Origin of the sequence: Lachnoclostridium sp. Marseille-P6806 (genome assembly GCF_964238185.1) — a bacterium.
GTDB lineage: Bacteria > Bacillota > Clostridia > Lachnospirales > Lachnospiraceae > Brotaphodocola.
Genome location: NZ_CAXSLG010000004.1, coordinates 65,002 through 85,685, shown reverse-complemented (window position 1 = coordinate 85,685; position 20,684 = coordinate 65,002). Strand labels below are relative to the sequence as shown.

The window sequence follows — 20,684 nt, the reverse complement described above, 5'->3', positions numbered from 1 at the left end:
GTTATATCATTTATTCATTTGCAGCCTCCTGGCCTTCTGCCTGACCGCTGTTTTCCTGTTTCTGCTTCATAACCTCCACAGAAACTCCATCATAGAAAAACTTCAGGATTTCCTCACACTTCATGCCTGACTTTGCCATCGCCTGGGCTCCATTCTGACTCATACCGGCTCCGTGGCCAAAACCACCTCCAAAGATTTGAAAATCTCCGTTCCCGATATCCTCAATGGATATAAATCCGCTGGGAAGAGACCCCCAGCCGGTTACCGTTTTTCCATCCTTTTTCGTAATCACAAGACTTTCATCTCCCAAAGCTGCCCGGATGGAATTCTGACCGCTGATAGTCTTTTCGCCTTCCGTTCCCGTAACCAGAAGCTTTTTGGCAACTCCTCCTCCGCCCCGCTCGGTAATCTGAAGTCCCGTCACGGTTCCAACTCCATCGATATTAGCTGACAAAATCTCTCGACTGGTTTTCACATTCCAGCGATAGAAAGGATAAGCGGAATCATAGGATTTTATGTCTTCATTTTTAATAAAGGCAGAAAAGGCCTCATTGCTGCTCAAATCGAGAGTCTCCCTGCCCGGCTGCAACGCCACGCCTTTCAGATAAGGCACAGCTTCCGGATCGCTTCCCCACACTGAGGCGTCGGAAGTCGTTCCACAGGATGTGGAAAAGTAATAGGCCGTAATCGGTTTTCCATCATACAAAAGCATCTTTCCATAGGTATCCTGAACTGCCTCTGAAGCCTGAATACTGTTTTCTGTGTTATTGTACACCTGAAAATTCGTGCTGTCATCCACATGGGCACCATACTGGCTGTAGGTATTGCTCTGCAGCTGCATATAGGCATAGGTTCTTGCGCAGATAGCCTGGGCCTTCAAAGCCTCTTTCTCGTAGCTTGAAGGCATTTCACTGGGAACCACCCGTTTCAGATAATCTTCCAGATAAAGCTCATTGACTAGAACCAGACCGCCCTCGCCCTCAACAATCTCCATACGGCCTGTATAAGAAGGAGTTCCCTGAGCCCGTTCCAGAGAGCGAACCGTAATTTCTCCCCCTGTCTCCGGCTCCAGAATCATACGGCCATCTCTGAGCTGACGATCCCCCGTCCGTACAGTAAACGCTTCTCCTGCCTTCAGTCTTTTTTCCTTTTCTCCCTGAATTACCTTCATGGGTCCGCTGCACACAAGAGTCAGGGTGGAATGATAAAGTCCCTGAAATCCTTTATTCATAATCAGCACACGGATCGTTTCTGCCTGAAATTCCCGGGTTATTAAAATCCCGCAGACATTCCCCTTTGCCACAATAAATTCTTCTGTACCATAGCCTACCAGAATATCTGAAAGCTGCTTCCGTTCCATTCCCCCATAGGTTTTCAGTACCTTATATTCTGAATCCAGAGGAATTTCCCCATAGCCCTCCAGCTCAATGGCATCCTCCTGTACAGAAAGCACCTTTCCGGTAATCGTCTCCGTTTTCAGAGAAACCTTGCTGATTTTTCCATTCTCCATTTTCAGGTCTGCCATATGATGCAGCATTTTTTCTGTTTTTCCTGTTTTTTTCCGGAAAGGAATTCTCCGCTCAATATCTCCCAGATATACCAGAAGGCCATTTTCATCCCCGTCCAGAATCCACACATTGCGATACTCGGTGTCGCTTCCCATATCCTCAGTCACATGAATGATTTCACTGTCTCGAACATAGGCCTTCAGCTGGTGATCTGCCAGAGGATCCAGCACAAGTCCGTAAAATGTCAATGCGCCAAGATTGGTATGAGCAGTCCAGGCTGGTGTTCCGGCCATTGTTTCCGGCGTTGCGTAAATCAGAACCTGCTCCAGCCTTATCTCTCCATCCGGATCCAGCTTTCGCAGCACGGAATCATACAAAAGCCACCACTGCTCTTCTGGAAAGGGCTTCTTGGCATTCTTCCTGTCTGCCCGTACCAGCCGTTTCAGCTCCGGAGAAAGCTTCCCCATCATCTCAGCCGCCTCCTGGTAGGTCAGTTCCTGCAGGGCATGCTCCTCATCTGCCGGGATCTCCTCAGACTCCAAAATTCCTTCTCCATAGAGATAATCAAGATACGGCACATACCACTGCTTCTGAGTCTCAGCCGGGAAAAAAGAGGATTTGTATTCCTTCTGCCATGTTTTCAGCTCATCAGGAGACTGAAGGGCAAGAGCAACTGATTTTGCAGCCATTGCTCTGCTGATCCCAGCTTTATCCGGTTCCTGCAATACAATCACCAGAATCAGAATAATGACCAGAAGGGGAATTCCTACCACCCAGCCAATCAACTTGTGATTTCTCATTCAAACACGCTCCGATCACGTTCTTTCTTCTTTTCGGATGTAGGTTTTCTTTTCATTGTCAATATAATCCAGTCTCTCATAAGAGGAAATATCCGCAGACAGCTCCTTTTTCCCCAAAAGATAGGTCACAAGCTCTGTTGTCAAACGATAGAAAACGGCAAAGGTGGGAACACCGATAATCATGCCCACAAAGCCGAAAAGTCCGCCAAACAGTAGAATCGAAAACAGCACCCAAAAACTGGACACTCCTGTGGAGTCTCCCAGAATCTTCGGTCCAAGAATATTGCCGTCAAACTGCTGCAGCAACAGAATCAGACCGATAAAATACAGGCACTGTCTCGGGCTCACCAGCAAAATCAAAAACGCACTGGGAATCGCTCCGATAAACGGTCCAAAGAAGGGGATAATATTGGTAACCCCTACAATAACACTGACCAGAAGCACATAGGGCATCTTCATAATAGTCAGCAAAATAAAGCACAGAATTCCGATAATCAAAGAATCCAGCAGCTTTCCAATAATGAATCCACCAAACACATGGTGTACAAACCGGCATTCTTCTATTACCTTATTCGCAATTTTTAAAGGAAATGCGCCATAGATAATCATTTTTGCCTGAGTCTGAAGCTTTGTTTTCATATTCAGAAGGTAAACCATAACAATCAGACCAATAAACACATCCATAACCGTATTCACAATGGAAAACAGTCCGCTGGAAACGCCGCTGATGATATTGTACATATTCGGAATCAAATCATTGGTCAGCCAGTTCTGAACGTATCCCACAGCCATATCATAATATGCCATCACACTGGCTTCCATCTCCGGGTTGCTGACAAACATCTGCTCCAGCCACAGCTCCAGGTTGGCGATATTGGACGGCAGTGCCTCAATAATTCCCCGGATACTGGTAAGCAGCTGCGGAATCAGCATGGAAATCAAACCAGTGACAACAGCGATCAGTACTACCAGACTGACAATGGTAGCTGCAAATGCCCCCAGCTTTTCACTGGTCTTTTTCGACAGCTTCATCCTTCCGCCCTGCTGTATCACTGCTCCCTGAACCCGGTTGTAGATAGGAGTCATCAGATAAGCAAACACGGCTCCGTAAATAATGGGCGCCAGGATATCCTTCAGCAGCGCCATAATTCCCTCCGCCTTTTTCCAGTTGATCATCAGAAAAACCATCAGCGCTACCAGACCGCATACCAAAAATGCAGTAACGCCCCAATAAATATATTTTCTGTATTTTTCGTGATTCATACGCTCCTCCAGCAATCGTTTTTTCTGCAATTCTATGCTGATTATAGATTACCATAAAAAGGGCAAAAGATAAAGCAGCGATTTCTCGCTGCTTTTCTCTTTTGTAATCCCGAAATGCCGGTCTTACTTATTGACGCCTAGCGATGCTAGGTGGGCAACCTCACGTAAGCTTCTGCCTTCCACTCAGAGGAGGCCTGACATCCGCGTACAAATATTGGAATCCCTGTGTCACAAATGTAGGTTCAAAATGGGTAAGGTTGTCGAACATCCCAGGAATTACTTTCTCTGTTTTTCATATAACTGATTATACAACAGCTTTGGCTGTTTTTCAAGTTCCTTTTCCTGCCACCTGCTAATTTCACAGGAAATTCATATTCTGTTTATGTTTTTCTCAGATTACCGGAACACTGCCTGCACCAGAAACATATAAAATACAGTTCCAATACCAATGCTGAGAAGAGAATTTCCCTTCCTCCAGTGAAGAACTGCAATCAGCCCTACAGACAGGATTTCCGGAAGCCCATAGGGCGCCGCTGTCAAATGGATCCCCTTCAGACAATAAACAACCAGAAGTCCCATGGTTGCAAAGGGCAGCGTCTTGCCCAGATAATCCACAAATGCCGGAGTTTTTTTCCCGGCAGGAAACACAAAAAACGGAAGGAACCGGGTTATCAACGTTCCAACTACCATTGCAGATACAATCAAAAGCGCTCTCACTGGAATCTGACTCATCCCTCTTCCTCCCTCTCTGCCTTTATCCGCTCTGTCCTGAGCTTTTCCTTTCTCTGATAGGAAAAGCCCAAAACAGCGAAAATCACTGCCATGGACGGCAAAATAAAGGCATCCTTTCCAAATATAAGAAGACAGAGCGCCGACGCGCCGACACCGAGAAGCGCCGGTCTGTGTCCCTCCCTCTGTTTCCACTGATCTACAAAAATTACAACAAACAGAGCCGTCAGGGCAAAATCAAGTCCTTTCGTATTAAATGTAATCAGGTTTCCTGCCAGAGCGCCAAGAACACTTCCGCCCACCCAGTAGCACTGATTCAGAAAACTGATCCAGAAATAAACCCATTCCCGTTCCAGTTCAGACGGAATCTGTTCACTGCAGACCACAGAAAAGGTCTCATCGGTCAGAGAAAAAATCAAATACGCTCGGAACCGTTTCAAACCTCCGTATTTTCCCAGCATGGAAATCCCATAAAACAGGTGGCGGGCATTGAGCATCAGGGACATCACAAGCGCCGTAACGGGGTACACCGCTGCTGCAAGCATCGTAACCCCCAGATACTGAAGACTTCCTGCATAAACAAAAATACTGATAGCTGCTGTCCAGCCGATTCCATATCCGTTCACATTCATCAGAATCCCATAAGCTGCTCCCAGAAACAGATATCCCACCATAATGGGAACGGTTCTGGGAAATGCGTAATTCAGCTCTGCACGTCTCCAATCCCACATGTCCTCTACCTCTCTGACATAAATTATTTCTTGCTTTCCAGGCTGTACTCCCGTATACTGATACATGTAAATCCTATCATGTGAGCCACATTGCAGGAACCATCTGTATCCATTCAGAGCAGTCAGGCTTCTGCGATTGTTTTATTGTAATCACATTGATTTTATTTGTCAACCGGCAAACTCCCTGCAGCTTTCGTTTTTTCTTCGTAACGATTCAGGACTGCGGGAGATCTGGCAGAAAAATTCGTGTCAAGCTTGCTTGTACGCGGGTTTTCCTGCCAGTTCTCACATCGGAAGAATCTCCGATGCTTCTTGTTCGGCTTTGCCGGACAAGAAGATGCCCCGTCCTGAACAATTACTTTTCTTCACCGCTTTCAGGGATACAGCCATTTGCAGCTAGGAGGTATTCTATTGTCCCATTTATCAGAACTATATTCTCATTCTCAGTGCTGTCTCTGCCCCCGTATGTGCAGAGCAGACCGCACTACAGCATCCGGATACTGCAAGGCTCCAGCCGGCATTCTGGCTGCCCGGGCTGCCCTTCATTTCTGGGAAGAGCCATGTATCAGCGGCCCCCAGGGAAGCGGAGCTATTTTTTTCAGCGGATGCACCCTCCGCTGCTGCTTCTGCCAGAATTACAAAATCAGCAGAGCGCCCCAGGGCAAATCCATTTCTTCTGAGCGATTAGCTGAGATATTTTTAGAGCTTCAGGAGCAGGGCGCCCACAACATCAATCTGGTCACTGCCACTCATTATCTTCCCTGGATTCTGCCTGCTCTGGACATGGTAAAAAAACAGCTTCACATCCCTGTTGTATACAACTGCGGCGGCTATGAACGGCTTGAAACCATTCAGGCCCTCAGAAGCTATGTAGACATCTGGCTTCCTGATCTGAAATATTTCAGTTCCAATTTATCCCGCCGCTATTCACAGGCGCCAGACTATTTTGACAGGGCTTCTGTTGCTATCCGGCAAATGATTCTTCAGACAGGAACACCTGTCTTTGATGCTCAGGGAATCATGCAAAAAGGTGTAATTATCCGCCATCTTGTACTTCCCGGTCAAAAGAAGGACTCCATCCAACTCATCAAATGGATGGCCGAAGAGCTTCCCAAAAAACAGTTTTATATCAGTTTGCTGAGCCAGTATACGCCCTATGAAAAAAATCCCGATTTCCCGGAATTAAACAGACGTATTACCAGCTATGAATATCAGAAGGTTGTGGATACTGCCCTGGAATCTGGGCTGGAGCAGGGATTTATGCAGAAACGGACCAGCGCCAAGGAAGAATATACGCCGTCCTTTGCCTATCAGGGGCTGTAGGAATTAATTGTTTTGCTAATATTATGTTTGTTCATTAGTAGTAATCATTTCTGACATTTACACAAAATTATAAAAACGAACCTAAAAAGAGGATACCAACGATTGACATCTTTGATATCCTCTTTCACTTTTCTTCGTCCATTGGACTGTACCTCTCTTTATTTTATTATGTAATAAAATTTTCCTCTGCCCTTTGTTACTCTACCAATCTTCTCCACTCACTATCTTTTGTATCTTAACTGTTATCCGGTTCTGAAATATATCCCTCTCCCTATACTTTCTCGTCATATAGAAAAAACAATTCTTTTCAGTTTTTGATAACCCTTTGAAATGGATACTTCCTCTTGGTTTTTCACCTGGCAGATTCTTTTTCCTTTGTTTCCATCTATCTCATTATGTAGTGGAAACGAAACTAACTATTTCGGTGGTCCGTACCTCCTTCTTTCATATTTTTTGAAATTCCCTTTCCTCTGAGAATTTCGATTGAGAACTTTTTGTTCTCTTTTTGTTTCTCTCTTGTTTTGTTGTCTTTATAATACCAGATAACCAACCATTTGTCAACGCTTTTTTAGAATTATTTTTATATTATTTGTTAATTATCAAATTGTATATAACAATTCAAAAAATTTAATCAAAACACACGAATCGCGCATCGAAATCAACCTTCCATGACATAAGAAAGAAGATCGCTCGCGAGCTTCTCCGCCTACGGTAGGTCGCTTCTGCGACAAAATTCTCAGCCTCCTCATGGCGATCCCTGCGAAGCGTTTTTATTTCATAGGGTGTAATTTTCTATGAAATAAAATAAGGACCCGAGAAAAAGCCTCCTATGCTGCCCACAAGGTTCTTTCTCTCGAATCCTATTTTTCTGTGGAAGGGAGAAGCTTAAAACTTCTCAAACCGCTCCACATCGGTTACAAATATGGTTGCTCCGCCCAGCTCTACCGTTACCGGCATCATCATATATCCGGTAGACATAGCTCCGATTCCGGGAGCAGGCATATCGCAGGTAATTCTCTGTCGTTTTCCGCAGGTCTCATGAATCAGATCAATCGCCTCGTCTACACGATTCTCGTCTGTACCAATCATCAGAGTTGCATTTCCCTTTTTCAGGAATCCGCCGGTTGTCGCCAGTCGGGTCACACTAAACTGATGCTCTGTCAGTACATCTGTTACACGGTTTCCATCATCAGAACTTACAATTGCATAAATAATCTTCATATCATGCACCTCCTGCACACAGAATTTTCTATAGAAAACTCCGGAATATTTGCAACAATTTCATTGATTATATCACAATTCTCTCAACATGTAAATCGCTTGATTCCAGGACGTTCCATTCCTGCAGCAATTCAGCCATGATTCTTCCTACCAGATTAGATTACCGCGGACGAGAAACGCCGGGCATTGCTCTGTGAAAATTCAAACGGAACGCCGGCTTTATTTTTCCTGTACAAGAGCCTCTGCCAGCGCCTCCATCTGCTGCTTTGTATCTTCATGGACAGCAGACTTAATGGTTACTGTAGGCTCTGCAAAAGTAATCTGCTTCATGGTTTCCAGAATTGCCCGCATGGCCTTTCCTGCCATCGGCGCCCAGGAGCCATTTTCCATGATTCCTACGGTACGTTTCTGGAATCCCTTTGACTTCATGTGAAGAAGAAATTCTTCCATACAGGGGAAAAGGCCTCCGTCATAGGTTGCAGCTGCCACTACCATTCTGTCATAAAAAAATGCCTTCCGGACAGCCACCGACATATCGGTGCGCGCCAGATCCATCACCTCGACATGCTCCTCTCCCTTCTGGCGTAGCATTTGGGCCAGAAGCTCAGCAGCATGAGCAGTATTTCCATGAACAGACGCATACGCTACCAGCACGCCCTTCTGCTCTGGCTGATAGGTGCTCCAAATCTGGTATTTTTCCAGATAGAAGGCCAGATCATCCTTCAAAATAGGGCCGTGAAGGGGACATATTACAGCAATATCCAGAGCTGATGCCTTTTTCAGAAGCCCCTGGACCTGAACTCCGTATTTCCCAACGATATTCAGATAGTAACGGGCTGCCTCATCCTCCCAGTTTTCCTCGGAATCCATGGTGCCGAAACGTCCGAACCCATCTGCAGAAAAAAGGATCTTTTCCTGCTGCTCATATGTGACCATAACCTCCGGCCAGTGAACCATGGGAGCCATAAAAAACTGAAGGGTGTGTGTTCCCAGCTCCAGGGTACTACCTTCCTTTACTTCAACCTTTCTGTCTGTCAGATCCAGATCAAAAAACTGTTCGATCATGGCAAAGGTTTTTGCATTTCCCACAATTTTAGCCTCTGGGAAACGCTCTGCAAACCGCTTAATATTAGCTGCATGATCTGGTTCCATGTGAGATACGATCAGATAATCCGCCGGCTCACCTGCCAGAGCCTGCTCCAGATTGGCAAACCACTGCTCTGTAGCCCGTCCGTCCACAGTATCCATCACGGCAATCTTATCATCCATAATTACATAGGAATTATAGGTTACTCCATTGGGAACCTGGTACTGGCTTTCAAACAGATCCAATGTTTTATCTGTCACTCCAATATATAATACAGAATCTGAAATATAAGTGTCCTTCATGTTGCTTCCTCCTGTAAAATATGCTTCTTTCTATTTTTGAATACATCAATCCCGCATATTTTATCATGAGCCGAAAAAACATTCTATTAGAAAAAATCACAAAATCTTATCGGTATTAGTTCTTTGTTTCTCTATTCTCACTACTCCAGCACCATTTCCAGGCAGCATATCCGATGACTGCAGTTCCTGCCAGTGTAACAGTCTCTGCCAGAACCAGTTTTCCATAATTGGCTGCCAGCACTGAAGCCATATTGACTCCCATGTGAAGTACAATGGCAAGGGGATAGAAATACCATTTTTCCCGATTTCTTACTGCCTTCCAGACAAACAGGGAAAGAGCCAGATGAAGGGCAATCGCCAGAATCCGTTCTCCTCCTCCCAGAAAAAACTGCCAGGCCGGAAGCTGCCCCAAAGGCGCCAGACTTTCCAGCACCTGCTGGCTGTCCATATTCTCCGACAGAGCAGATACCAGGCTTCCGGTATTAATCATAACAGAATAGAGCAGATTATTTACCGATGCCATTCCAAGAATCAGTACAGCCTCCAGACCGCCGTGACCTGCTCCATACATCAGAGCATTTTCTCTGGTCCATTTTCCCTTCATAAGAAAACGCATGGTCAGATAACGCCCTGTTTCCTCAAACAAACCTGCTGCCAGTCCGCCATAAAGAGCATAGAGCCACAGATTTTCACTCAGAGCTTTGCTCACTGGCCCCATTTTCAAAAGCACCAGGCTGTGCATCAGCTGCTCCAGAAGCATGGCAAATAAAAAGAAACTTCCGCATCCCAGAAAAAACGGCAGCATATCAGCCTTTTGTTTCCGTCGAATCAAAATCAGAAGAGCCAGGGGAAGCCCCCAGGCCACTACAAGAGAAAATACCATCCCGGCAATGCTGCCGGCAGGCACATGCAATTCTGTCATTCCAACCCTCTCCTTCCTTTCTGATACAAATCTACCATTTTGACCACCTGAGCCCTGGTATACGGCTTCTCAATAAATCCAAAAGCCTGAATCTTCCACGCCTCCAGTGAAAATCCGGGAATACTGGACATTAAAACCACAGCCGGAGGATTCTTCAGCTTATGAAGCTCAGAAGCCAAACTGATTCCGCTGATATCAGGCATTACAATATCTGTAAATACCATATCCACCTGATTTTCTTTTACAAATTCTACAACTGCCACAGCTTCTTCAAACTGCCCCAAAAGGCAGACCTGATCCAGATTCCGGAAAATACCGGTCATCTTGTCAAGCAGCTCTTCATCATTATCCACAATCACTACATTTACCGCCATTTCATATCCCCTACCCTTATATTTTATTTCCAGCCGCCAAAAGACGGGTGTTCCTTCATTGCCCCATTCCAAATAAGCTCCTCAGTCACAGCCTGATAATCCGCCATTTTCTGCGCCTTCTTAATCTTCTTTAACAGCTTTTCCTCTCCCTCAAAAAGAAATCCCAGATACGCCCAGAGCTCCTTCATTTTAAACAGAACATTCCGATCACCAGACATCACTCTGCCATACCCTTCCAGAAGCTCTCCATGGAAAGCTGCCAGTCGCTGCCTGCAGGCTCTGCTTCCAGGAACATTCCCCAAGACCTGCGGCAAATCTTCTCCCTTCTGTGTCAGCGCCTCTGCCAGAAAGGGATTCGATAAAAGCCCTCTTCCCAGCATGATCTCTCCTACTCCGGGAAAACGTTTCTGAAAGCTCTCTGCATTCTCCACAGAAAAGATATCTCCATTGTAGCATACTGGATTTTCGCTGCTTGCTACCGCTGAGGCAAATACCTCCAGATTGGGATGATTTTTATAGTAATCTGTCTGCAGCCTTGGATGAATAATCAGCTTTTTCAAAGGATATCTGTTATAAATAGAAAGCAAAGTAGAAAACTCCTCCGGTTCTTCCATTCCTATACGAGTTTTTACCGAAAGCCCCATGGAATATGTCTCCAATTCTCTGCTTACCCGCTCAAAAAAACGATCCAGCTCCTCTGGAATGCCAAGAAAACCGGCGCCCCGACGCTTGGGCACTACTGTAGCAGAAGGGCACCCCAAATTCAGATTCACCGTATCATACCCCATCTCATTCAGCTTCCTGGCCGCCCAAAGGAAATCCTCTGCCTGATTCGTAAGAATCTGAGGAATCAGCCTGATTCCCTGATTATTCTCAGGACGAACATCCTCCATCTCCCGGCTGGTCAGCTTTCTTGTCTGATTTGGTGTAAGAAAAGGGGAATAATACTCCGAAATTCCAGAAAAATGTCTGGAATAAGCCCTACGAAATACATGGCCGGTAATCCCCTCCATCGGGGCAAAGTGAATTTTCATATCCTTACTCTCTGTTCCTTCCATAATACGTTTTTTGCAATTAATTAAGTTTATCATGTATCCTTTTTTTCCGCAACCAGAACTCAATTCAGGCGCGGCAGGGATCGAAAAATACCGGAGGCAGAAAAACTGCTCCGGCATTTTCAAACAGGTAGTCTTATTACTTATTTTTTAACAGGTATTGCTTTCCTGCTACAGCAGGAAAGGATCGTTTAACCGCTCCAGATACTCTCTTAAAATTCCGTCATAATGAACTGCTTCCGGATTCTCCGGTCCCAGCTCCTTGGGATTCATCTGGAAAGGATCTGCCTCATTGTCATAAAGAAGACGTTTCGGCTTATCTCCAGGGGTACATCCCAAATCCACCACATAGGTGTGGGTTTTGGTACGAATTCCCCTCCATCCAAAGGACTTTGGATTCATGCCCAGCTTCCGATAGGGATTTACCAGCTCCGGCATTCCGGGGAACATACACAGATATGCATGCTCCGGCTCGCCCTCCGTTTCTTCTTTTCTAATCCAGTCTCCCAGACATCTTCCCTCAATGGTATCCGGCTGACTGACTCCCAGAAGCTGAAGAAGCGTCGGCATATGATCCTGACTGGCGAACAAAACATCACTTTCTCCAGCCGGGATTCCCGGGCCATGGAAATAAAGCGGTATCCGGATGGATTCTTCATACCAGATATTCTTGCCGTAACGTCCATGAGAGCCCATACAGTCTCCATGATCCGCTGACAGAACAATCAGTGTATTTTCCATCAGACCTTTTTCCTTCAGGAAATCCATCAGACGGCCAAAATTTTCATCCAGTCCGCTGATTGCTGCAAAATACTCCTGCCTCTTTTTCAGATAGGAAGGATCCTGCTTCCATTCCTCCGGCACATTCTCCCGGAAAGGAAGTTCTTTTCCTTCATAAAGTTCCATGTACCGCTCAGGAACCATATCATAAGGCGGATGCGGCGGGTTCCAGGACAGGAACAGACAGAAGGGGTTATCATTTTTCCGCTGCTCCAGATACTCGATCGCCGCGTCCGTTTCAAACTCTGGTGACCATTTTCCCGGATAGATAGGTTCGCAGGTATCTTTCCAGTAATGTGGCTCCAGATGTTTGTCCATGGCTCCATAGGAAAGCCAGTAGTCAAAGTGATGACGACGCTCTCCCGGCGGAGTATAGGCATCCCAGTAACGGGCTCCTGAGGAAGGGCTGGCATGGAAGTTTTCTTCACTTCCGTCCAGATGCCATTTTCCAATGTATCCAGTGTCGTATCCTGCCTCATGAAGCACATCGGAAATGGTCACTTCCTGAGGTCTCAGCATTACCACCTCGTCCAGCCCTATTTTACAGTTGGTCCACATGCCGCAGCTCTGTGGATATTTTCCGGTCAGAAGCGATGCCCGGTGAGGCGAACAAAGAGGATAGGTGCTGACTGCATTGGTACAGCTCATGCTTTCAGCTGCAAATGCATCCATATTCGGTGTCAGCACCGGATCCTCTCCTGCTGCCCCAATTCCGTGAGCACGCCACTGATCTGCAAAGATATAAAGCAGATTCACTGGTTTCATAGCGTTCTCCGTAATTGATCGTTATTTTTTATGAAAATCAGATAATTAGTTTGCAGAACCGTTTAAGTAGGTCTCATATGCTTCCTGGTTGATTTCCAGAGCACGCTCGATTCCTCTTGCCTTCAGCTCTTCAATAAACTGGTCATACTCAGCCTCGAAATCATTTACGCCCAGAATCCAGGACTGGAATTTCTCCTCTACGTACGGCTGAATGTTTGCCATCAGGTTCTTGTACTCGGTATCAACCTCTGCACTGTACTTCAGCTCCAGCTCACCGTCTGCGTAAGGAGGCATATCCTCGCCAAACCATTCCGGATGTGCGTTGTAAAGCTCACTTGCTTCTTTACCAATCTCAGTCATGGTTGCCTTCTCGTACTCGCCGTCCTGGCACATACCGATACGGTACTGAGCGCCGATGGAACGCAGGTATCCGATAGGAGTCAGCTCAGACTTAAGAACCTTATCTGTAAACTGCTTTGTTCCGTCTGCATTCTTGGTGTAGGTATCGCCTTCAATACCCCAGTTGATTAACTCATCGCCTTCCTCAGAGAAGAAGTAATCCATGAATTTAATAACAGTTACCGGATCCTTACACTGAGAAGAAATTCCCCAGCCAGCGCCCGGATAACGGCTTACTCTCTCTTTTACTACTCCGTGCTGGTCTGCCGGCGGTGCAATCGGGATCATCTTGAAGCCAGGAATTGCCTCTGCCAAAGAAGTATTGTAGTTACCTGCACTTACCCAGTCATGAGTACATCCGCCCAGGTTTCCGCTCAGCAGAGTATCTCGGCTGGATGCGCCTCTGGTGAAGATCTCCGGGTCAATAATGCCTTCTTTATACCACTGAATCATGCCTCTTACGCCGTCCTTGAAGTTCTCTTCCATCGGCTCAAAGGTAATCTTTCCGTCTCTCGGATAGAAAGTGGTGCTGGTATCCCACAGATACAGATACTCTTCAGGCATCTTCCATCCTGCACGGTCAAACAGCGGAACCTCATCCTTTAATCCGTTTCCGTTAGGATCCTCATTGCGGAATGCGTACAGTACGTCATGCAGCTCATCTACTGTGGTGGGAACCTCCAGCCCAAGCTTGGTCAGCCAGTCTTCACGAATCCACCAGTACTCAGCAGACAGCAGCTCCTGGTTCTTCGGCAGATAGTAAATATTTCCATCCAGAGAGGTTGCAGACTGACGATATCTGTCATCCTCTTCCATAACTCTCTTAATATTCGGTGCATGCTCTTCAATCAGATCATTTAACGGAATCAGACCGCCGTCTCTTCCCAGCTTTTCCAGCTCAGATGCATCTACATATCCGATAATATCAGACAGCTGACCGGAGCTGAGCATCAGGTTAAATGCCTCTTCCTCGTTAGAGTTTGTCTTAGAAATGGTTCCTTTTAAGCTGACATTGGTTCTCTTTGCAGCTTCCTGCCATACCTGCCAGGTCGGATCAAACGGCATATTATTGAAGTTCAGGAAAATTGTAAATTCCTTCGGCTCAGCGGAAACCAGACTTCCTTCCAGTTTTTCCCCCTCTGCTCCTGCTGCCTGTGTTGCTGCCGGCTGACCGTTTCCTGCCGGAGCCTCTTCCTTCTTGCCGCCGCATCCGGTTACCAGAGATGCTGTTGATGCAGCTGCCAGTGCCAGTGCGATTACCTGCTGTTTTCTCATAACCCTTCTCCTTTAAAATATAATGTTTTTTACGATTCCATTCAGCTTCCTGTAAACTGGATACCCCAGTCAGGAAGCCGAACGGAATGAATGCATAAATTTAACCCTTAACACCGCCTACGGTAAGACCGGTCTTAAAGTATTTCTGAACAAACGGGAACACTACCAGCATCGGGATGATTGCAATGATAATGACCGCATAAATAATGGTTGTCGGTGAGCTTAATGATTCTGCAGTTACCAAAGCTGCATCGGCTGCGTTCGCTACACGGTCTACGATCATCTTCTTTAACATAACCTGCAGCGGAGCCTTAGAATCATCATTTAACAGCTGCATTGCCCAGAAGTAGCTGTTCCATCTGTTTACTGCGTAGAACAGACCCACAGTAGCCAGAGCCGGTTTTGACAGCGGCAGGAAAATCTTGTAGAAGATGGTAAAGTGGTTGGCTCCGTCAATGAAAGCCGCCTCCTCCAGTTCATAAGGTACCTGCTCAAAGAAGCTCTTCATAATAACCATATTGTAGGTATTAATTGCAAAGCCCAGAATAATTGCAGTTCTGGTATTTAACAGACCGAAATCTCTGAAGTTCAAATAGGTAGGAATAATACCTGCATTGAACCACATGGTGAAAATTGCAACCAGTGTAAAGAATTTCCGGAATGCCAGACGTTTCTTAGACAGAGCATATGCCATGGATGTGGTAAATGCCATGTTTACTGCTACACCGGCAATGGTATAGAACAGGGTATTACCGTAAGCAGTCCAGATTCCTGGTTTTGCAATAGCCTGACGGTAGCTGTCCAGAGTGAAATTCTTAATGGAAAACATAACAGAGCCGTTTTCCACGTACAGCGGTTTGCTTAATGATGCGATCAGCGCGTAATAAATCGGGTACAGAACAACCATTGAGATGATAATTCCCATGATTACCATGAAAACGTTGAAAACCTTCTCACCGGTTCCGATGACCTGACCCTGATGTTTCTTCTTTTTCATGCCGTCCTCCTTACCAAAGTGCATTGTCTGTAATCTTCCGGCTTACCCAGTTGGATAAGGAAACCAGAATCAGAGCCACCAGTGCTTCGAACAGACCTACAGCTGTCGCCAAACCGTAGTTACCGTTTTCAAATCCAAGGCGGTAAGAGTAGGTTGCAATAACGTCTGCAGTTGCATAAGTAGAAGGCTGATAAAGAAGCAGGATTGCCTCGTATCCAACCTTTACCATCTTACCAATGTTTAATACGAACATGGTAACAATGGTCGGCATGATTGCCGGGAAAGTGATACTTTTGATTTTCTGCCATTTTCCAGCTCCATCTACGGTAGCTGCCTCATAAAGCTGAGGATCAATACCCATGATAGCGGCGATGAAAACAAGCGCATTAAATCCGGCATTCTGCCAAAGTGTCATTCCTGTATAGATACCTCTGAAATACTGCGGCTGTACCATAAAATATGTAGGTTCGAATCCCAGCTTAGAAAGAATCATGTTAATGATACCGGTACTGGGAGACAGGAAGTTTACAACCATACCACATACTACTACAACAGATACAAAGTGCGGAAGCAGTGTTGCTGTCTGTGTCAGCTTGCTGACAAATTTGTTCTTCATCTCTGTAACACAAATGGCCAGGAGAATCGGAACCGGGAAACAAACTGCAATCTGCCAGAAAGAAATCATCAATGTATTTTTAAATACACGGATAAAATCTCTTCCAGTTAAAAAATCAACAAAATTCTTTAACCCCACAAATTCACTGCCCTCAAACCCGCGGAAAATGTTATAATCATAGAATGCGATCCGCAGACCGGACATCGGCCGGTAAGCAAAGGCCAGGAACCATAACAGGCCTGGGAGAAGAAGCAGATACAGCTGATAATTCTTTGCAATACTTTTAAGCCCCACCTTCAGCTGTGTCCCCAGTGCTGTTTTTTCTTTTGACTGCTTTTGCATCAGGAAACCCCCTTAGTTTTTTTGGCGTGCACGCTTTTGTAGATACAGTTTACCCCGAAACCCCTATATAAGTAAATCATCGTTTTTCAAAAGGCATTCTTTTTCCCCTATAAAAGCATCACCATTTTTCAACTGCATCACCAAAGGGAATGATTCTATTGATTTACGGCATTTTTTATACTATATTAAGAGAAATGATTTTATTTTTATTGATTTCTTCCAAAGAAAAGAAAGAGAGGTCCCTATGAATCCAACAAACTATTTGATTATTATTTGCGATCAGCTGTCTGCTACCGCTTTGAGTGCCTATGGAAATACCTATTCCCGCACACCTAATTTAGATCGGTTGGCAGAGCGTTCTGCAATTTATGAATACGCATATACTCCCTGCCCACTATGTCAGCCAGCCAGAGCCTCCTTCTGGACATCCCGCTATCCTCACGAAACCATGGTGCGCACCAATCTTCCCAAGCAGCGCCTGCCTTTCTATCAGGGCGATGACCAGACACAGATACCGGAAACCTTCCCATCTGTTTCCGATACGATTCCAGCTATGGGAGAGCTTTTTTCTGACGCCGGTTATCGGTGTGTTCACTTCGGAAAAACTCATGACTACGGTGCATTAAAAGGATTCGAGGTAATTCCTTCTAATGAAATTCCAAAAGAACGTACCAATCCTGCTATCAAGTTTGATTATGAAACCTTCCTTGATATTGATACAACAGAGAAAACGGTCAGCTGGCTGAAAACAGAAGGTGCCCAAACCACACAGCCCTTCCTCGCTGTAGCAGATCTCCAGAATCCACATAATATCTGTGCCTATATTGGAGAAAAGCAGCATGGAGCGGATCCGGAAAACTTCCCGCTGGACAGAGAACTTCCTCCGCTTCCGGAAAACTTTGAGTTTGATGATATCAAAAACCGTCCGGAATTTATCCAGTATCTCTGCTGCGCTCACCGCAGACTTCGTCATGCCAGCCACTGGGATGAAACCGATTACCGGTATTATCTCTATGCCTACTATTACTATCTGGAAATGGTAGATCAGCAGATTGGAGAAATCTTAAATGCACTGGAGGAAAGCAACAAGGCAGACAATACTGCTATCCTCTTCTTTGCTGACCACGGAGAAGGAATGGCATCCCATCGAATGGTTACCAAATACGGTGTATTCTATGAGGAAAGCAACCGGGTTCCCTTCTTTGCCTGCGGCCCCCGTATTGCCGGAGGAAGAAGAATCAACGGCGTATTCTCTCTCCTGGATCTTCTTCCCACCATGTTAGACCATGCTGGCATTTTAAAAGATTCCTTTGCCGGAAGGAGCCAGCTATCCTCCCTGTCCGGAGCCTGTGACCGTACAGACAATGCCTATGTGGCATCTGAGTGGCACGACGAATTCCGGGATTATACTGTGCCTGGACGTATGATTTGTGATGAGCACTACAAATACACCTGCTACCTGGAGCCGGACAGTGAAGAGTTGTTTGATTTAAACAACGATCGTCTGGAAAAACGAAATCTAGCCCGCCTTCCTGAATATGCACAGATTCTGGAACAGTATCGTGAAAAGCTGAAAAAGCATGTAGAGGAAACAGGGGATGATTTCTTCCGCCTTGCCTGCTCCGATGCGTCTGCTTACAGAAAGCATCCTCTGGGATTTGGTCATCACGAAGGACTCAGCGCTGTTGAGGTGTATTCCCAGAGCCTGAAAAAATCATAACTACAACGTAACTATTCAGGACGGCGGGAGAATCTCTGATGCTTCTTGTTCGGCTTTGCCGGACAAGAAGATTCCCCGTCCTGAACAGTTACAGCACAACTTAGAAAAAGGACCGAATTTATTATGAGACCCCATGGAACCCGGAAAAAATGCCAAGGAGCTTATAAAATTTCACTGTATCGCCTGTTTTTTGCCCTTGCACTAACCATTGCCCTGATACTTTGCACCCTGACCGGCTGGTTTTTAAACCGCCAGTCCAAATCAGACTACTACCATTATCTGGAGCAGTCCGCTGTCTCACAGAAAAACATTTCCTCTCTTTCTGTGAATGTAATTGTCAATGCCATTGGAGCCTGCACCAAAGGCACAGAAATTACCCGCTGGGTAGATTCCTCTACTCTGCCGGAATTTTATTTTAATGCCATTGCAGCCTCAAGGAAAATACAGGCGGCTACTACAGATATTCTTCAGGTAGAATACCAGGTGGCAGTTACCCCTCTCAATCCCAGAGCCTATCACGGTGTTATTACCAATATGGTTCTTACCGGAAACCGCTCCCTTTCTATCGAGAACTACTGTGCAGAGCATGGCATTTCCAGTGAAAGCTATTTACAGATCGTTGAGCACTTTCAGGAAGATGAGACTCCTGTTGTTCTTCCCCGCTATAACTCTGAATCCGGGAAGCTGGAAGATATTCAGTATATTGTAAAAAATATAGGTAAGATTCACCCCTATTTATTTTTTATAACCATTCCCATTGATTCTCTGATTCAGGATTCCCTGGCAGACAGTTTCTTCCTATACAATGGGAGCGGAATTTTTGCCCTTTCTCAGCAAGATGAAAGACAGCAGGAAAAAGCCCAGAAGCTATATCATCAGCTGATGATGAACGAAAGTCATACGGACTTTTCCCAGCTTCAGATCCTTCAGGGACAGCACCTGATGGTATCAGAAATTCCCTATGTGGGATGGCACCTTGTCCGGCTTTACCCACCTCTGCCTCTTCATGTACAGGGACTCTTGTTTTTCCTGGTTGTTGTCTGCGTCTGTGTGGCTCTGGCGCTGACCCTCAGCTACTATCTTGTGGAAAAGCTGTATCACCCTGTTAAGGAGCTGTTAGAGGCCTCTGTTCTTCCCGTAAAAGGCGGAAAACAGCTAGACGAATTCCAGATCATCCGTACCAATATGGAAAAAATCACAGAGCTTGGAACACGTCTCCATGAAACCATGGCTGAAAATGACTCCCTGATGTCTATCCAGTCCTACAAAGAACTGCTGTTTTCCGGAAATGTCAGCGGCGAAGTCCTGAGCCAGTTTAAAAATCCTGATGCCGATTACTGTGTGGCAATTGGAGAAACCCTGTGCCAGGAAGACGATCGGGCCTACCAGACCATTTCTCTTCAAAAGGCGGCAGCCTATGACTCAGCTGCCCACAATCCGGATTTGTTCTACATTAATCTGGACTACAACCGCTATGCATTGATTTTAAAAACCAGTTCCCTGAACCTGGCTGGCGAAATTCTTCGAGATATGATCCATAAAATGGAAGCCAACAATGCTCTTTTAGATTCGGATCACAGAATTGTGCTTTCCGATATCCATAAAGGACTGGAACAGCTGCATGTCTGCTACCAAGAGGCTCTGCGGATTCTGGATTACCGCTTCCTCCATGCAAAATCACGGCTGATTACTTACCAGGAAATTTCCTCCATTGATGCTGTAACCTATTCCTATCCTCTTCAGATGGAAAATCGTCTCATCCACTGTGCTCTGGAGGGAAAGCGGGAGACCATCGAAATCTTTGAATCCATTATCCGGGAAAATATCCGGGATAAGGATCTTTCCAAAGAAACGCTTCAGAATCTGATTTACGCATTCATCGGAACAATTTCTAGAATCTTCCAGGAAATGAAAACAACTCCTCAGGATTTTCTTGGAAAAGATATTGATTACCGGTACCTTTACAATCACTGGAATGATTCCGCGGTCTTTATTGAGATTAAAGATATCCTGGAATCCATTATCCAGACAGTATGCAAACAGGAAAACAGCCGGGATCGAGAGCTTCTTGATAAAATGCTGGGTTATATTTATGAAAACTATTCCGACGACATTATGTTAAATGATCTGGCCGATTACCTGAACATTTCACCCAAATACTGTGGAATTCTGTTTAAGCAGCTAAGCGATAACAATTTCAAGGATTTCCTGAACCGTTACCGAATTGACCGCTCCAAGGAAATTCTGGAACAGGATCCCTCGATAAAAATTGTTGATTTAAGCGCAATGGTAGGTTTTAATTCCTCCAACAGCTTTATCCGTGTATTTAACAAATATGTGGGCATCACGCCAAAGGCTTATCAGGATCGGATGCGGGAATCCCATTGATTTATTTTGAGTAACTATTCAGGACGGCGGGAGAATTGGAAGAAAAATCCGTGTCAAGCTTGCTTGTAAGCGGGGCTTTCTTCCAGT

Annotated in this window: 16 protein-coding genes and 1 other RNA gene; 3 read left to right on the top strand and 14 right to left on the bottom strand. The window is 45.6% G+C overall.

Going from position 1 to position 20,684, the window contains the following annotated elements; translation table 11 throughout:
• Positions 1-10 precede the first annotated feature (10 nt).
• The 5 genes from ACESON_RS06480 to ACESON_RS06460 form a co-directional block, all read right to left on the bottom strand.
• On the bottom strand, positions 11-2,308 hold the full coding sequence (locus ACESON_RS06480; protein WP_373108931.1) for a SpoIID/LytB domain-containing protein: 2,298 nt from the start codon (positions 2,306-2,308) through the stop codon (positions 11-13).
• A gap of 15 nt (positions 2,309-2,323) precedes the next feature.
• Entirely contained in the window at positions 2,324-3,571 is a 1,248-nt protein-coding gene (locus ACESON_RS06475; protein ID WP_177959116.1) for an AI-2E family transporter, read from the bottom strand.
• 102 nt (positions 3,572-3,673) lie between these two features.
• Positions 3,674-3,850, bottom strand: a non-coding RNA gene (ssrS, locus tag ACESON_RS06470) — 6S RNA.
• Positions 3,851-3,967: 117 nt separating this feature from the next.
• On the bottom strand, positions 3,968-4,303 hold the full coding sequence (locus ACESON_RS06465) for an AzlD domain-containing protein (RefSeq protein ID WP_177959115.1): 336 nt from the start codon (positions 4,301-4,303) through the stop codon (positions 3,968-3,970).
• Entirely contained in the window at positions 4,300-5,031 is a 732-nt protein-coding gene (locus ACESON_RS06460; RefSeq protein WP_177959114.1) for an AzlC family ABC transporter permease, read from the bottom strand. Before ACESON_RS06460 ends, ACESON_RS06465 begins: the two co-directional genes overlap by 4 nt.
• A 465-nt stretch (positions 5,032-5,496) precedes the next feature.
• On the opposite strand from ACESON_RS06460, the gene ACESON_RS06455 reads away from it, so the two are divergent.
• Positions 5,497-6,354: a radical SAM protein gene (locus ACESON_RS06455; protein ID WP_373109087.1), complete on the top strand. Its 858-nt coding sequence runs from the start codon at positions 5,497-5,499 to the stop codon at positions 6,352-6,354.
• A gap of 885 nt (positions 6,355-7,239) precedes the next feature.
• On the opposite strand, the gene ACESON_RS06450 is transcribed toward ACESON_RS06455, so the two are convergent.
• The 9 genes from ACESON_RS06450 to ACESON_RS06410 form a co-directional block, all read right to left on the bottom strand.
• Positions 7,240-7,575 carry a cyclic-di-AMP receptor gene (locus ACESON_RS06450; RefSeq protein WP_177959113.1) on the bottom strand — a complete coding sequence of 112 codons (336 nt, stop codon included), beginning with the start codon at positions 7,573-7,575 and terminating at the stop codon, positions 7,240-7,242.
• A 219-nt stretch (positions 7,576-7,794) separates the two neighbouring features.
• Positions 7,795-8,964: an FprA family A-type flavoprotein gene (locus ACESON_RS06445; RefSeq protein WP_373108930.1), complete on the bottom strand. Its 1,170-nt coding sequence runs from the start codon at positions 8,962-8,964 to the stop codon at positions 7,795-7,797.
• Positions 8,965-9,079: 115 nt separating this feature from the next.
• Entirely contained in the window at positions 9,080-9,886 is an 807-nt protein-coding gene (locus ACESON_RS06440) for a YhfC family glutamic-type intramembrane protease (protein WP_177959111.1), read from the bottom strand.
• Positions 9,883-10,260, bottom strand: a complete 378-nt coding sequence (locus ACESON_RS06435) for a response regulator (protein ID WP_177959110.1) — start codon at positions 10,258-10,260, stop codon at positions 9,883-9,885. Before ACESON_RS06435 ends, ACESON_RS06440 begins: the two co-directional genes overlap by 4 nt.
• A 23-nt stretch (positions 10,261-10,283) precedes the next feature.
• Complete coding sequence (locus tag ACESON_RS06430) at positions 10,284-11,351, bottom strand: tRNA-dihydrouridine synthase (protein ID WP_373108929.1); 1,068 nt, start codon at positions 11,349-11,351, stop codon at positions 10,284-10,286.
• A gap of 135 nt (positions 11,352-11,486) precedes the next feature.
• Positions 11,487-12,860 (bottom strand): sulfatase, encoded by a 1,374-nt coding sequence (locus ACESON_RS06425; protein WP_373108927.1) that lies wholly within the window; start codon positions 12,858-12,860, stop codon positions 11,487-11,489.
• 45 nt (positions 12,861-12,905) lie between these two features.
• Positions 12,906-14,534 (bottom strand): extracellular solute-binding protein, encoded by a 1,629-nt coding sequence (locus ACESON_RS06420; protein WP_177959108.1) that lies wholly within the window; start codon positions 14,532-14,534, stop codon positions 12,906-12,908.
• A 100-nt stretch (positions 14,535-14,634) separates the two neighbouring features.
• Complete coding sequence (locus tag ACESON_RS06415; protein WP_177959107.1) at positions 14,635-15,531, bottom strand: ABC transporter permease subunit; 897 nt, start codon at positions 15,529-15,531, stop codon at positions 14,635-14,637.
• Positions 15,532-15,541: 10 nt separating this feature from the next.
• Positions 15,542-16,489, bottom strand: coding sequence for an ABC transporter permease subunit (locus tag ACESON_RS06410; RefSeq protein WP_177959106.1), 948 nt, complete (start codon positions 16,487-16,489; stop codon positions 15,542-15,544).
• Between the two features lie 244 nt (positions 16,490-16,733).
• On the opposite strand from ACESON_RS06410, the gene ACESON_RS06405 reads away from it, so the two are divergent.
• On the top strand, positions 16,734-18,209 hold the full coding sequence (locus ACESON_RS06405) for a sulfatase-like hydrolase/transferase (protein WP_177959105.1): 1,476 nt from the start codon (positions 16,734-16,736) through the stop codon (positions 18,207-18,209).
• Between the two features lie 123 nt (positions 18,210-18,332).
• The gene (locus tag ACESON_RS06400; RefSeq protein WP_373108926.1) at positions 18,333-20,597 is read left to right on the top strand and encodes a helix-turn-helix domain-containing protein; all 2,265 of its coding nucleotides are present in this window, start codon (positions 18,333-18,335) and stop codon (positions 20,595-20,597) included.
• Positions 20,598-20,684: the final 87 nt, after the last annotated feature.

Coding starts and splice junctions, on each gene's coding strand:
- ACESON_RS06480 (WP_373108931.1), bottom strand. CDS start 2,308: ATGAGAAATCACAAGTTGATTGGCTGGGTGGTAGGAATTCCCCTTCTG.
- ACESON_RS06475 (WP_177959116.1), bottom strand. CDS start 3,571: ATGAATCACGAAAAATACAGAAAATATATTTATTGGGGCGTTACTGCA.
- ACESON_RS06465 (WP_177959115.1), bottom strand. CDS start 4,303: ATGAGTCAGATTCCAGTGAGAGCGCTTTTGATTGTATCTGCAATGGTA.
- ACESON_RS06460 (WP_177959114.1), bottom strand. CDS start 5,031: ATGTGGGATTGGAGACGTGCAGAGCTGAATTACGCATTTCCCAGAACC.
- ACESON_RS06455 (WP_373109087.1), top strand. CDS start 5,497: ATGTGCAGAGCAGACCGCACTACAGCATCCGGATACTGCAAGGCTCCA.
- ACESON_RS06450 (WP_177959113.1), bottom strand. CDS start 7,575: ATGAAGATTATTTATGCAATTGTAAGTTCTGATGATGGAAACCGTGTA.
- ACESON_RS06445 (WP_373108930.1), bottom strand. CDS start 8,964: ATGAAGGACACTTATATTTCAGATTCTGTATTATATATTGGAGTGACA.
- ACESON_RS06440 (WP_177959111.1), bottom strand. CDS start 9,886: ATGACAGAATTGCATGTGCCTGCCGGCAGCATTGCCGGGATGGTATTT.
- ACESON_RS06435 (WP_177959110.1), bottom strand. CDS start 10,260: ATGGCGGTAAATGTAGTGATTGTGGATAATGATGAAGAGCTGCTTGAC.
- ACESON_RS06430 (WP_373108929.1), bottom strand. CDS start 11,351: ATGATAAACTTAATTAATTGCAAAAAACGTATTATGGAAGGAACAGAG.
- ACESON_RS06425 (WP_373108927.1), bottom strand. CDS start 12,860: ATGAAACCAGTGAATCTGCTTTATATCTTTGCAGATCAGTGGCGTGCT.
- ACESON_RS06420 (WP_177959108.1), bottom strand. CDS start 14,534: ATGAGAAAACAGCAGGTAATCGCACTGGCACTGGCAGCTGCATCAACA.
- ACESON_RS06415 (WP_177959107.1), bottom strand. CDS start 15,531: ATGAAAAAGAAGAAACATCAGGGTCAGGTCATCGGAACCGGTGAGAAG.
- ACESON_RS06410 (WP_177959106.1), bottom strand. CDS start 16,489: ATGCAAAAGCAGTCAAAAGAAAAAACAGCACTGGGGACACAGCTGAAG.
- ACESON_RS06405 (WP_177959105.1), top strand. CDS start 16,734: ATGAATCCAACAAACTATTTGATTATTATTTGCGATCAGCTGTCTGCT.
- ACESON_RS06400 (WP_373108926.1), top strand. CDS start 18,333: ATGAGACCCCATGGAACCCGGAAAAAATGCCAAGGAGCTTATAAAATT.